The following is a 13,745-nucleotide window of genomic DNA, read 5'->3' on the forward strand; positions in this document are numbered from 1 at the left end:
AGTGACGTTGAGTCAATAGTGCGACCGAAGCGGCCACTTGGCACCCTGATATGTGGTCCCGGACCCGAACTCGCCCCGTTCCCGACCCGTTCCCGCCCGGTTCTCCCACGACTTCGCCCAGGTTGCGGCCGGGCGCGGCTGACAGACTTCCCGTCATGGGGTCGATCCACACGTTCATGGCGGGCATCAACGACTATCCGCCCGACATCGCCACGCCGCTCAGGGGCTGTCTCAACGACATCGCCGAGGCCCACCGGCTGGTGACCTCCCGCACCGGGGGCGGCGCCCGGGTGCGGACCGCGCTGAACGGCGCCGCGACGGTGGCGGCGGTCGAGGACGGCATCCGTACGTTCCTGGGCGCGGCCGGGCCCGGTGACACCGCCCTGTTCTGGTTCTCCGGGCACGGTACCCGCCAACTCGCCTCGGGCTCCGACCTGTTGATCGAGGCGACGGGGTGGAACCAGGCGCTGGTCTGCGCGGACGGGCCGCTCCCGGACAAGCGGCTGGGCGCGCTGCTCGCCGAGGTCGCGGCACGCGGGGCGGATGTCGTCGCGGTCATCGACTGCTGCTACTCCGGCGGCGCCGACCGGGAGAGCCAGCTGGCCGGGGCGACGGCACGGTTCGCACCGCCCCGGCCCGGCTGGCGGCAGCCGGCGACTGGACGGGAGGTGGCTGTTCCCCAAGGGCCCCCGCGACACCTGCTGTTGGCGGCCAGCCGCCTCGACCAGCTGTCGTACGAGGACCACTTCGGCGGCCGACGGCACGGGGCGTTCACGTACGCCCTGCTGGGCGCGGCGCGCGCGGCCGGGCCCGACGCGACCTACCGGGAGCTGCTGGCCGCTGCTGACGCACGGGTGCAGCGCACCGGGATCCAGCAGCGGCCGGTGCTGTCGCCGGAGACGCCGGGCGGCCCGGCCGACCTGCCGTTCCTGGGCGAGGTCACACGGGGTGCCGCCCCGGGGGCCACCGGCGAGCATCTGCTGCGGTTCGCGGCGGACGGCTGGGAGGTGGACTGCGGCACCGGACACGGGCTGCGGGACGGGGCGGGCGCCGAGGGCACGGAGTTCGGCGTGGTCGGTGGCCGGGCCGAGGGTGCGGGGGTCGGCATCGTCGGAGACCGGGCCGAAGGTACGGGGATCGGCATCGTCGGAGACCGGGCCGAAGCTACGGCGAGGCTCGTGCGCGCCCGGCTCGTCCACACCGACCGCACGCTCGTGGACCCGCTCGGCTGGTCCCCCGACCCCGAGCGCGTGTACCCGGTCACCCCGACCGCCCTCGCCACCCCGCCCGCCACACTGACCGTCGACGAGGACCCCGCCCGCCCCGGGGCCGCCGCGCTCCTCCGGGCGACCGTCGCCTCGTACGGTCCCGGCGGCGGCCCCGCGCCCCTCGTACGGGTGGTCAACTCGCCCGAAGAGTACGGCGATCCGCACTTCCGGCTGGTCGTACGCGGGGACACGGTACGCGTACTCGGCCGGGACGGCACGGAGTTCGTGGCGCCCCTGCCGTTCCGCGGGGGGACGACCGGTGACCCTCGGCGGATCGTGGACTGCCTCTCCCACCTCACCCGCTGGTTCCGGCTCCGGGATCTCACCTCCAGGCCCTCCCTGCTCGACAACCTGGTCCAGGTGGAGGTCGTCCCGTGGGGCGACATCGACGGGCCGGCTCTCGTGCCGGACGGCAGCGGCGAGATCGTCCGCTCGTACGCCCCCGAGGGCGCCCCGGGCCCGCGTGAACCGTGGGTCACGATCCGGCTGCGCAACCGTTCCCCGCAGCGCACCCTGTGGTGCGTGCTCCTCGACCTCACCGACCGCTACGCCTCCGACCCGGTCCTCTTCCCGGGCCACTTCATCGGCCCCGGCCACACCGGGTACGCCCTGGACGGCGACCCCGTACAGCTCTCGCTCCCGGCCGAACGGGCCGTCGTACCCGGGGCGGAGTCCCGTGACTGGCTCAAACTCATCGTGGCGGAGGGGGAGTTGAGCACGACGCCTTTCCAACTGCGGCCGTGGGACCCGTACGAGGAGGCGGGCGCGAGGGAGAGCGGGGCGGGGGCGGACGGCGTGCTGCGGTTCGACGGTCCCCAGACGTCGTACGGTCGGCGCGAGTTGGGTCCCGTGGCCGGGGGCGGCGGGCCGGGACGCTGGGCGACCCGGACGATCGCCCTGCGGACGGTCGTACCGCCCCCGCTGCCCGCGCCCTCCCGGGCTCACCGGTTCACTGGCCGAGGTGGGTGAAGCCGGCCCAGGCGCTGAGGTCGTCGGGGTCGATGTGCCGGGCCCGTTCGGCGAGACGGGCGGGCAGGCCGGCGGGCAGTTCGCGCTCCGGGTCGAGCATCCAGAGCTGGGCGCGGCGCAGGGCCCTGGCGGGCGGCTCGTTCTCGGTGCGCAGGAAGTGGTGGGTCAGGAACATCAGGACGGAGGTCGCCTCGTCCGGCACCGGCCACAGCGAGCCGACGACCGAGCGCGCACCGGCGACCAGGAAGGCGGTCGCGAGGCTGAACGCCTCGTTGTGCCCGCGCCCCGACACATGACTCCGACACGCGGCGAGCAGAACGAGACCCAGCCGTGAGCCGCCCGCCCCACCGACGGCCTCGGTGAGTTCCTCGGCCGCCAACTCGCCCCCGTGGAGGGAGAGATGGGCGGTCCGGCGGGCGGTACGCGCGATGGAGGCATGGCAGGCCAGATGCAGCACCCCGCCCTGCTCACCCTCCTCCGCCGCCGGGTCGAGGCCGTCCCCCGTCAGCCAGTCGAGAACCTCCTGCGGGGTGCCGAGCCCGTCCGCACCGCCATCGGTCCCGCCGCCCTCACGCCGCCCCAGGAAGCGCCCGCGCGGATAGAAGACCCGCTGTACGGCGTCGGCCTCCTCGCCCGCCCAGTGCAGGTCCCCGGTCGGGTTGCCGACGACGAGCGCGGCCCCGGAGTGCACGGCCTGCGGCCGAGCGGCCACGTCGCACAACAGTCGGGCCGAGGCGGCGTACGAGATCTCCGCCTCCTCCAGCACATAGCGCCGCCGCCCGTCCTCGTCCTCGGCCCAGGCCGCGTGCCAGGGCACCAGCCCGAGCGGCCCCATCGGCACGAACACCAGCCGGGGTACCCGCCCGCTGGCAGTGGCGAACACATCGAGCAAGGGCCGCGCCCCGGCATACCAGGCCCAGCCGCACAACCGATCGAGCCGCCGCCGCAGCGACGGAGTGTCCGGCCGCGCGGCAGAAGCGGCCGACGACCAGCCGGGGACGGGCCCCATCTCCCGCTCGTCGTCCCGGAGTTGATCGGCACGCACATCGGCGGAGTCTCCCGGCACCCGGGCGTACGCCCGCAACGAATCCCCGTCCCCGGCGAGCGACGGGCCACCCGGCCGGACAGCGGCCGACGCCGACCAGCCAGGGCCAGACCCCGCCTCCCCCTCCACGTCCCCGAGTTGATCCGCGCGCACCTCCGACGAGTCACCCGGCACCCGGACATACGCCCCCAGCAGGTCCTCGTCCCCGGTGGCTGACGGAGCGCCCGGCCCGACAGCGAACTCCGCCGCCGGCGACCCGCCGGGTGCGGAACTCATCTCCCCTTCCCCGTCGCGGAGTTGGGCAACGCCTACCTCCGCCGAGCCGCCCGGAACCTGCGGATACGCCCCCAGCGGGCTCCCGTCCCCGGTGAGCGACGGCGGACCCGGCCGGGCGGTGGACGTCGGCGACGACCCGCCAGGGCCAGACCCCACCTCCCCCTCCTCCTCCCGGAGTTGATCCGCGCGCAGCCTCGCCGGCTCGCCCGGTGTTCGGGCGTACGCCCGTAGTGGGTCCGCGTCCTCCGTGAGCGTGGGGAGGGGGATGGAGTGGACGTCTCCCGTGGTGGTGATGACGACTGCGGTGCCGGGGGTGTCAGGGGTGGCCGGGACCAGGTAGACGAGGGCGTCCTTGCGGAGGGTGCGTAGGGCGGTGGCGATCTCCGACGGGGTGGGTGGGTCCAGGAGGCGGTCCTGGAGGGAGTCCGCGCCGGTGAGGGCGGCCAGGACCCGGCGGCGCAGGGCGCTGGGGACGGACAGGGGTTCGCGGAGGGCGGTGAGCGGGTCGGCGGCGTCGGACGCCAGGCCCGCCGCCCGCCACTCCTCGGCCAACGCGCCGTGGCCCGCCGCCACCAGGCGCTCGGGGACCGTGCGGGACGTGGTCGCGGCGTGCAGGAGGAGGCCCCGGCAGGCGTCCAGGGCCTGGACGGCCTCGTCGAAGGCGTTGTCGCGCAGACACCAGCCAGCGACTTCGAGCGCGGTCCCGGTGGCCTCCGCCACCGCCTCCTCGGCGTGTGCGGTGCCGGACTGGACCAGAGCCGCCCAGGCGTGGCCGCGCAGCGCGTCGAGGCCGATCCGGCAGGCAACTCCCTTGTCGTCGCGGCGCAGTTCGCCCCGGGTGCGGTAGGCGCGGCCGAGGGCGAGTCCGGTGGCGGCGTAGAGCCGGTGCTCGGGGCCGCCGGCGGTTCTGAAGGCCTCCTCCAGCAATGTGATGCCCTTGGCGAGGTGGCGGGCGCGTGCCGTGGGGAGGGGAGTCACCCCGGCGAGGACGCAGTGGCCCGTGCCCAGGCAGTGGCCGTAGCGGAGTTTGCTGTCGCTGCCCTCGTCGACCAGTTCGTAGGCCTCCTCCAGCAGTTCCATCGCCTCGGCGAGAGCGGTCGCGTCCTGGGTCCGCCCGGCCCTCGAGAACCGGGTGATGCCGTTGTCGCCGAGCACCCAGGCCCGGTGGTCGCGCGGCAACGAGCGTGCCGCGCGCCGCAGTCGGGCCACCGAGGGGCGGCCGACGAGCGGCGGTGCGGGCGGGGCGCCGAGCTGCTCGGCGAGCCGGTCGCGGGTGGCGCGGGCGTTCTCCAGCATCGTCCAGAGTTCGATACGGGCGGTGTCGTCGGGGTCGAGTTCCGTGTGGGTCGTGGCGAGTACGGCGATGTGCTCGTCGGCGCCCGCGAGGTCCCCGCGCTGGGCGGCGGTCTGGGCGTCGAACCCGGCCTGCTGGGCGGTCATGACCTTGCGCATGTACGGGGTGAGGCGTGGGCTGTCGCGCAGCCGCCGCCACATCCGGCCGGCCGACTCCATGTCGTCGCGCACGCCCGCGGTCTGCCCCCGGTGGGTCATGGCGGCGAACCGGGCCATGTCGATGCCGTGCCCGAGTTCGTCGTCGAGGCCCCGCCCGGCGCCGGCAGCGGTCGCCGTACCTGCGGAACCGGCAGTACCGGCTGAACTGGCAGCCCCGGCAGTACCCGTGGTCCCGGCGGAACCCGTGGGGTCCGCCGCCGGCGCCCCGGCCGCATCCGCCCGCGCGAGATGGTCGAGCACCGCGTCCATGCCCCGCCCGGAACCGGCGAGTTCGTCGCGCAGCCGGGTCTGGGCGACCACGGCGTGGGCCCTGCGCTGCCAGTCCGGATCGTCCTGGCCGTAGGTGAGGACCGTGTCGATCAGTTCCGTCTTCTGCGCCTCGGTGACATGGGTGCCGTGCGGGTCGAGGACCATGCCGTGGGAGAGCAGGTTGAGGGCGAGGTACGCGCGCTCGGCCCGCGATGCGGAGGCGGTGAACTGGTCGTACCCCATGTCGAACGCCTCCCCCAGCCGCCCCGTCCCGCCGAAGCTCCTGAGGATGCCCGGGAAGTCGTCGTCGACGTCGTTGAAGTCCAGGGACCCGTGCCCCTCGTTGAGGCCGTCCAGCATGCCGCGGTAGGCGTCCGCGGCGCCCTCGGCGGTCATCGCCGCCGGGATGTCCGCCGGGTCGGCGGGGGTGAAGCCGTGGTCCGTCTCCAGCGTGTTCCAGGCCCAACTGCCCATCATCTGGGCGATCTTGCGCAGGTCCCCGTCGAAGTTCTCGTCCGCCAGGACCAGCGCGCTCCCCCTGGTGACGTCATGGAGGCGGTCCACGTCCTGGTCCTCCCGGTAGCGGCCCTGCTGGAACACCGCGAGGAACAGGCCGGTGGTGGTGGGCAGTCCGTCGCGTTCGGGCACCCACTCGTCGAGGGCCTTCCGGATCAGCCCGATCGCCCGGTCCTGGCCCGGTCCGTCGCCACGCACGCTCGTCCGCTCGTACAGCATCCGTCCGAAGCTGTCGAGGAACACCGGGACCAGCCGGTCGACGTCCGCCGGGTCGGCCAGCAGCCCGCCCAGCTCCACCTCGGCCGCGGCGGCCTGTGCCTGGTCCTTCCAGTGCCCCCAGATCAGGAACCGTACGAACGCGCTGCGGATCCCGGCCTCCCAGGCCCAGGACGGCTCCTCGCCGGTCGCCCGCCGCGCTTCGAGCAGCGCGTCGCCGAACTCCTCACGAGCCTGCTCCAGTTCGGCCCGGTCGGCGGTGGCCCGGCCGTGCATCATGAGGCCGAGGCCCAGGCTGTAGCGGACGAGCGGCAGATCGCTGGTGGGCAGCGCCGCGTCGAGCACGGCCCGGTAGTGCTTGGCGGCGGCCTCCGCGTCGGCCGGGTCGCCGCCCAACTCCTGCCGCTCCAGGTGGAGATACCCCCGGGCCTCGGACAGATCGGCGGCCTCCTCGCTGCCGGGCTCCAGCACGGCGGCAGCCGCCTCGTGCCGCCGCAGGGCCTCGTCGACGAGTTCGAGACGCTGTGCGCGCGTTCCCTCGAAGCCCAGGTAGCGGTACTTGGCGACCGAGGCGAGGAGTTGCAGGCCTTGCATGCGCACGAGGTCGTGGTCGAGGTCCGGGGAGAGGCTGTCGGGGGACAGTGCGGCCACGCCCGCGTTCAGCAACTCCCAGGCCTCGTCCAGGAGTTCGACTCCGGGCTCGATGTCGAACTGACAGGCCCTGACATGACCGAACATGATCCGCCAGGCCGCCCACTCCCCGGCGTCGCCGGGCGCCTTGAAGGCAAGCGTGAAGGCCTGGACGGCCAGCTCCAGATCCCCGGACTCGCCCCGTTCACCCCCCTCACCCTGTTCATCAGGTTCATCAAGTTCATCAAGTTCATCCGGTTCGTTCACCAACATGTGGAGCCGATAGCTGAGTTCACCGGCCGTCGCGCACAGCTCGGGGGCCTCCGGGGCGTCGGAGGCCGTCGCGGCGATGGCGTCGAGGATCTCCTCGCGACGGGCGCGGAGTTCGTCGACGAAGGCGAGCAGATCGCCGTCATCGTCGTCGGGGTGCGGCTGCGAGGCGTCAACGGTCACGGTTCGAGCTTCCCAGGGTTCCGGAGTTCTCGTGAACGCCTGTTCTCAGGGAGCGAGTTGGACGTAGTACGGCAGCAGGAGGGAGTTGAGCCACTCCCGCCCTTCCAGGGTGCCGAAGTCCATGGCGTCGCCCTCCTCGACACCGACTGCGCCCTCCGGGCAGCGGTCGTCGAACAGCACCACCGTACGGTCGGCCGGTTCCCGCTTCGACGACCACACGAGCCCCTGCGCCCACGGCTCGGTGTGCCGGCGGATCCAGTGCGCCCAGTCCCTGGTGTACGGGTACTCGTGCGACTCGGTGTGCACCAGCCAGGTGTCCTGGTGCACGGCGGCCAGTTCCTGCGCGGACGTCAGCGGCAGCACCCCGATGTCGGCGGTGAGCCGCAGGGTGCTCAGCCGGCGCCCCTCGACCGCACGCCGGGGCAGCAGCCGGGGACCGCCCGACGGGTCGAAGGGCAGCGAGCGCAACAGGGTCTCGCAGACGGCGGCGGCTGCGCTGAGCCCGGCGTACAGATAGCCGTACGGATCACAGGAGGTGGCGTCGAAGCGGCCTCCCCCGTAGAGGCAGTGCGAGGGGATCGGGTTGAACTCGGCGGCGCCGCGATGCGAACCGTGGATGCGGTACAGCGTGGTGCCACGGGCCAGCGTGACCTTGCCGGGGGTGCCGGTGAGCGCCTCGGGCGGCCGGTAGTTGGGCACGGCTCGTCACTTTCCCTGGGGCATGTGTCTAGTCACTCTCCATCAGAAACCGTGCCGTCTCCACGAGTTGGCGGTCCCGCCCGCTGCCGAGCAGCTCGACGGGGCTGGTGCCGCCGAGCCAGGCGTTGGCGGACAGCCACCAGTCGGCGGCGCCCCAGGGGTCGTGGTCGGCGTCGAGCAGCGCGTTGACCTCCAGGACGGGGAGCCAGGGCAGGGTGTCCTCGCTGAACTGGAAGCGGGGGAGGCGTAGTCGGCCCCCGGGACCGCGGAGCCGGATCAGATCGGGCGAGTGGGGCGAGCCGCCGCCTCGCTCGACCTCGTCGGCGTCCAACGCGGGTTCTGCGAGCAGGCGTTCGCGTACGGGGCCGAGGACGGGGCCGACCATGCGGTGGCCGTCGATGAGGAGGACGGCGAGGTCCTCCGCCGCGAAGCCCTGGACGGTCGGCGGCCCACCAGCAGCCTCGTGCACGGCGACGAGCCGAGCGTGCCCGCCCGCCCCGAACTCCTCGGGGAGCGCCTCCCCCAGCAGGCCTGCGGCCCGAGCGGCGCTGAAGTGGCGGGCACGGGTGTTCTGTTGGGGATCGCGTACGACGGTGAGCAGCGCGACCAACCGGGCCCGCAGGTCCTGCCCGAGTCGCCCGGAGACCCGGTCCCAGCGCGCGGCGGCACCGGCCAGGGTGACGTACGAGCCGGTGAACGGGTCGCGCGGTTCCTCCGGCGAAACCCCCATCAGTCCCCCTCCCCCAACCCGGCCAACAACCGCTCCACCAGATCCGCCCGCGCATGCCGCCGTACGACGAAGTGAATCTCCCACTCCGCACCCCGGGCCAGTTCCGCCTCGACGGCGGCCCACAGGGCCCCGAAGCTCTCCAGCGGAGTCAGCCCGCCGCGGCCTGCGCCGAGCAGGGGCAGGCAGACCGAGCGCAGGGGCGGGTCGTACTGGCCTGCTTCCTCGGTGAGTTGGGCGAAGACGCGGGCCACGCCCCGGGTGATGTCGGCGGGCTGGACGTCGTAGTCGTTGCTCTCGGGGCGGGGTACGGCCACGGCGACGTGGTAGATGCGCCGGATGCCCTGCCCGGCCAGCGCGCCCGCCGAGGTGACGGCGACCGTGCCAGGCAGGGCCGCCCGGCCGGGAGCCCCGTGCCGGGCGGCCCATCCCCCGAGCTCGTCGTGGATGCGGTCCTCGACGAGCCCCCCGGTGGCGTCCCTGCGTGCGCCCGCACGGCGCAGGGTCGCGGAGACGGACGACTTGTAGGGCGCGGGCAGCGCGAAGTACGTGTTCGAGGGGGACACGACGATGTCGATGTCCCGCAGCAGATCCACGGAGTGGACGTGCACGGTGACCGGGACGGTACGGCCGTGCACACGGACGTGGAGGGCACGGTGGGCGTCGGGAAGCCGGTCCGCCGGGGCGGCCACAGCCGTCGCCGCAGTCGCCGCCGTCGCCCGGTCCCGCTGCGCGACCTGCACGACCTGCACTATCTGTTCCGCGATCTGCCCGAGGACCATGAACTCGTGGTGTTTGCGGAAGCGTTCGACGCTCACCCCGTACACCTGGGCGGCCCGTCTGCGCCGGTCGGCGGCGGGCCAGTCGCGGGTGCCCTGGGCGAGGCCGAGGCTGTACTCGGCGGCGGTCTGGAGCGTACCGCCGCCCATCCGTGAGACGGCGAGCCGCAGCACCTTCTCCACCGGTCCCCCTGGCAACTCACCGTCTCCCGACGGAGGTTGCGGAAGCTCACGGGCGACCCCGGCGAGCACCGGCACGGCGAGCTCGCGCAGTCTGACGACTCCGGCTCGTCGCACCTTCCGCACCTCCGCGAGGACCGCTCCGTGATCGAGCTGGTGGGGCGGCGGCGACGGCATGACGATCAGCATCGCACCGGCACCGCAGGCCTCACAAGGCTGTTCCGCAGCCCGTTCCGTCCTTCCGCCCTTCCCTTCCATTGCAGCGCACGGGCCGGTCGGGGACGGGTCGCGAACAGGTCGGTTCCAGGGCGCGTGGGGGGCGCCCCGAAACCGACCGGTCCAGAGAGGGACGGGACCGCTATACGAACAGGCTCAGTACGGCCGCCACCGCGAACCCCGCCACCGACAGCACCGTCTCCAGCACGGTCCACGTCTTGAGGGTGTCCCGTTCGCTGATGCCGAAGTACTTGGCGACCATCCAGAAGCCGCCGTCGTTGACGTGCGAGGCGAAGATCGAGCCCGCCGAGATGGACATGATGACGAGGGCGACGAAGGCCTGCGAGTGGTCGCCCTCGCTGAGCAGCGGCGCCACGATGCCCGCCGTCGTCACGATCGCGACCGTCGCCGAGCCCTGGGCGACCCGCAGCACCACGGAGATCAGATAGGCGAGGACGAGCACCGGCAGGCCGACGTCGTTGAAGGTGTCGGAGAGCGCCTGCGCGACCCCGCTGGCCTTGAGGATCGCGCCGAAGATCCCGCCGGCGCCGACGACGAGCAGGATGTTGCCGACCGGCTTGAGGGACGCGGTGGACACCGTCTCCAGGGACTTGCGGGACCAGCCCCGCCGAATGCCCAACAGGTAGTACGCCATGAACAGGGCGAGCGTGAGGGCGACGAACGGGCTGCCGAGGAAGGTGACGACCGACCGGAAGGTGGAGGGGTCGAGCGCGATCGACGAGAACGTGGCGGCGAGGATCAGCACCAGCGGCGTACCGATGATGGCGAGGACCGTGCCGAGCGGTACGGGCGTCTCCTGGGGGGCCACTCCGGCCTCGCGCTGCTCGTCGAGGACCGCCTTCTTGGCCTCGTCGGCGGCCTCCAGCATGTCCTGCGGTACGGGGACGAAGATCCGCTTGCCGATCCACGCCGACCACACCCACGCGGCGACCACGGCGGGCAGTCCGCAGACGACGCCCATGAGGATGACCCAACCGAGGTCCACGTGCAGGAGTCCGGCGGCGGCGACCGGGCCGGGGTGCGGCGGCAGGAAGGCGTGGGTGACGGAGAGACCGGCCAGGAGGGGCAGGCAGTAGAGCAGGATCGACTTGCCGGAGCGCTTGGCGGCGGCGTACACGATCGGTGCGAGGACGAAGATGCCGACGTCGAAGAAGACGGGGATGCCGAAGACGAGGCCGGTGAGGCCCATGGCGAGGGGCTCCCTCTTCTCGCCGAAGAGGTTGAGCAGCCGGGACGCCAACACCTCTGCCCCGCCGCTGACTTCGAGGATCGCGCCGAGCATCGTACCGAGGCCGATGATGATCGCGACGTGGCCGAGGATGCCGCCCATGCCGGACTCGATGACGGAGACGGCGTCGGAGCGCTGGACTGTCCCGAAGAGTTCGGTGACGCTCAGGCCGGCCCCCAGGCCGACGGTTATCGAGACGGCCAGGAGGGCTACGAAGGGTTGGAGGCGGAGCTTGATGATCAGGACGAGGAGCAGGGCTATGCCTAGGGCGGCGACCGTCAGCAGTCCTGCGGTGCCGTCTATGAGGAGGAGCAGGCCGCCGGTGTGGGGTGGGGTTTCGGACATGTGGGGGTCCTCTGTTGTTTAGTTGCATGGCGAATTTGGGCAGGGGGGAGCCCGTTGGTGGCTGGGTGCGGGTTGTTTGTGGCTGGTCGCGCAGTTCCCCGCGCCCCTGAAGGGGCCTGCGGCCCCTTCAGGGCGCGGTGGTGGGACTCAGTTGTCCAGTACTGCCAGTGCGTCGATCTCGATCAGCAGGCCCGCCGGGAGGCCGACGTACACCGTCGTGCGGGCGGCCGGAGGAGCCGTCAGGTCCTGCTCCTCGAAGTACTGGTTGTAGATGCCGTTCATCTCGGCGAAGTGGTCGACGTCCGTGAGGTAGACGCGGATCATCATGACGTCGTTCCAGGTCGCGCCGCCCTCCTCCAGGATCGCCTTGACGTTGGCGAGGGTCTGGAGGGTCTGTTCGCGCAGGGTCGGGCCGGCCGGTGTGGGGGGCTTGCCCTCTTCCGCCGGGAGGAAGCCGACCTGGCCGGCGACCTGGAGGATGTTCCCCTTCTTCACGCCGTGGGAGAACTTGGCGGGCGGGGTGGTGTGGGTCTTCGGGGTGAGGGCGATCTTCTCGGACTTCTCGGTCATCAGGTGGCTTCCTAGGCTCAGGCTGCTGGTGTTCTTCCGGAGTACTCACCGCTGATGGCATCCGCCGTACGGCGCACCAGTGGGAGCAGGGTGAGGAGTTCGTCGGCGGTGACGACGACGTTCGGGGCGGAGACGGACATGGCGGCGACCACGCGGCCGTCGGTGCCACGGATGGGGGCGGCGACGCAGTTGATGGACTCCTCGTGACCACCGAGGTCGGTGGCCCAGCCCTGGTCGCGCACCTTGTCCAACTCCCGCAGGAACGCGGGGGCGTTGGGGGTGGAGCGGGAGGTGTACATGGGGTAGTCGAGCTTGTCGGCGAGGGCGCGCCGCTCGTTCTCCGGCAGGTCGGCGAGCAGCAGCTTGGCGACGGCGGCGACGGTGATGGCGACGGGCTTCCCGATCCGCGAGTACATGCGCACGGGGTAGCGGCTCTCGACCTTGTCGATGTAGAGGACCTCGCCCTCCTCGTGCACGGCGAGGTGGACGGTGTGCCCGCAGATCTCGTTGAGGCGTACGAGGTGGGGGTGGGCGATCTCCCGGACGTCGAGGTTCTCGACGGCTTCCTGGGCGAGCGCGAAGAGGCGGGCGCCGAGGCGGTAGCGCTGGTCGGACTGGCGGTAGACGAGGCCGTGTTCGTGGAGGGTGCGCAGGAGGCGCAGGGCGGTGGACTTGTGGACGCCGAGGCGGTCGGCGACCTGGCCGAGGTCGGCGGGGCCCTCGGCCAGCAACGGCAGGATGCTCAGCGCGCGGTCGACGGTCTGGCTCATGGGGTGGGTACCTCCTCCGGGGCCTGCTCGGCTTGCGTCCAGCCGGGGCCGAGTCGAAGTGTCCCCCACGCCGTGTCGTCGAGGGTGACCAGCCGGTCGGCGTGGTCGCGGGCGGGCGGCGCGGCGAGGTCGCCGGGGGCGGTGAGGACGGCGGCGGCCATGAGGTGGCCGTGCCGGATCCGGTCCCGTACGGGAAGACCCCTGAGGGTGGCGGAGAGGAACCCGGCGGCGAAGGCGTCGCCGGCCCCGACGGCGGCCACGACGTCGACCCGGGGCGCCCGGACGTGGGTGGCGACACGATCGGCGTCCTCCACTCCGTCCAGCGCGTCGGGGTTCTTGTCGAAGGCGACGGCGCCGCCCCTCCCCTGCTTGACGACCACGAGGTCGGGCTCGGGCAGCGCCCCCGCGATACCGCGCGCGCCGCGCAACCCCCACGCGGCCTCCGCCTCGTCGGCGCCCACGAAGACGAGGTCGGCCCGCCGGGCCAGGTCGAGGAGCACCCGGGGACCCTCGGCGTCGGCCCACAGTCCCGGCCGGAAGTTGACGTCGAAGGAGACGAGCGGCCGGCCGGGCCGGGGCTCGGTCAGCTCCCAGAGGAGGTCGAGACAGTCGCCGGACAGCGCCGCCGTGATCCCGGACAGATGCAGGACACGCCCGGCGCGCACCGCCTCCAGGTCCAGGTTCCCGGCGGACATCACGGAGGCCGCCGAGCCGGCCCGGTAGTACGCCACCTCGTGCGCGTCGGTGGCCCGGTCCCCCGCCGTACGGAAGTACACGCCTGTCGGACGCGCCGGATCACGTCGTACGGACGCCACATCCACCCCGTACGACCCGATCGTCTCGACGAGGTGGTCGCCGAAGCCGTCGGCGCCGACGCGGCTGATCCAGCGGACGGAGTGGCCGGCGGCGGCGAGCGCGCAGGCCACGTTGGACTCGGCGCCGCCGATGGTCCGCGCGAAGGACGGTACGTCGGCGAGGCGGCCCGGCCGGGAGGGCAGAAACGTGACCATGGACTCGCCGAGCGCGACGACGTCCACGACGTCGGGGGCATTGCAGGGTCCGGTGACGGTCACGAT

The 13,745-nt window shown here is 72.8% G+C and carries 9 protein-coding genes; 1 reads left to right on the forward strand and 8 read right to left on the reverse strand.

Annotated elements, in window-relative coordinates; all coding sequences use genetic code 11:
* Positions 1–155 precede the first annotated feature (155 nt).
* Positions 156–2,237 (forward strand): caspase family protein, encoded by a 2,082-nt coding sequence (locus ACWDR4_RS25880; protein WP_450412086.1) that lies wholly within the window; start codon positions 156–158, stop codon positions 2,235–2,237.
* On the opposite strand, the gene ACWDR4_RS25885 is transcribed toward ACWDR4_RS25880, so the two are convergent.
* The 8 genes from ACWDR4_RS25885 to ACWDR4_RS25920 all read right to left on the reverse strand — a co-directional run bounded on the left by ACWDR4_RS25885 (position 2,218) and on the right by ACWDR4_RS25920 (position 13,742).
* Entirely contained in the window at positions 2,218–7,134 is a 4,917-nt protein-coding gene (locus tag ACWDR4_RS25885) for a CHAT domain-containing protein (protein WP_450412088.1), read from the reverse strand. The two genes, ACWDR4_RS25880 and ACWDR4_RS25885, sit on opposite strands and share 20 nt — an antisense overlap.
* A gap of 45 nt (positions 7,135–7,179) precedes the next feature.
* Positions 7,180–7,833: an RES family NAD+ phosphorylase gene (locus tag ACWDR4_RS25890; protein WP_450412090.1), complete on the reverse strand. Its 654-nt coding sequence runs from the start codon at positions 7,831–7,833 to the stop codon at positions 7,180–7,182.
* A 28-nt stretch (positions 7,834–7,861) separates the two neighbouring features.
* Positions 7,862–8,563: a hypothetical protein gene (locus ACWDR4_RS25895; RefSeq protein WP_450412092.1), complete on the reverse strand. Its 702-nt coding sequence runs from the start codon at positions 8,561–8,563 to the stop codon at positions 7,862–7,864.
* Positions 8,563–9,696: a hypothetical protein gene (locus ACWDR4_RS25900; protein ID WP_450412094.1), complete on the reverse strand. Its 1,134-nt coding sequence runs from the start codon at positions 9,694–9,696 to the stop codon at positions 8,563–8,565. Before ACWDR4_RS25900 ends, ACWDR4_RS25895 begins: the two co-directional genes overlap by 1 nt.
* Positions 9,697–9,877: 181 nt before the next feature.
* Positions 9,878–11,329: a GntP family permease gene (locus tag ACWDR4_RS25905; protein WP_450412096.1), complete on the reverse strand. Its 1,452-nt coding sequence runs from the start codon at positions 11,327–11,329 to the stop codon at positions 9,878–9,880.
* Positions 11,330–11,476: 147 nt separating this feature from the next.
* A complete protein-coding gene (locus tag ACWDR4_RS25910) occupies positions 11,477–11,899 on the reverse strand; it encodes a RidA family protein (protein WP_450412098.1) in 423 nt (140 codons plus the stop codon).
* A gap of 17 nt (positions 11,900–11,916) precedes the next feature.
* On the reverse strand, positions 11,917–12,669 hold the full coding sequence (locus ACWDR4_RS25915) for an IclR family transcriptional regulator (protein WP_450412100.1): 753 nt from the start codon (positions 12,667–12,669) through the stop codon (positions 11,917–11,919).
* The gene (locus tag ACWDR4_RS25920) at positions 12,666–13,742 is read right to left on the reverse strand and encodes a sugar kinase (protein ID WP_450412102.1); all 1,077 of its coding nucleotides are present in this window, start codon (positions 13,740–13,742) and stop codon (positions 12,666–12,668) included. The genes ACWDR4_RS25915 and ACWDR4_RS25920 overlap by 4 nt, the downstream gene beginning before the upstream one ends.
* Positions 13,743–13,745 lie beyond the last annotated feature (3 nt).

It is taken from the genome of Streptomyces sp. NPDC000878 (assembly GCF_053599695.1).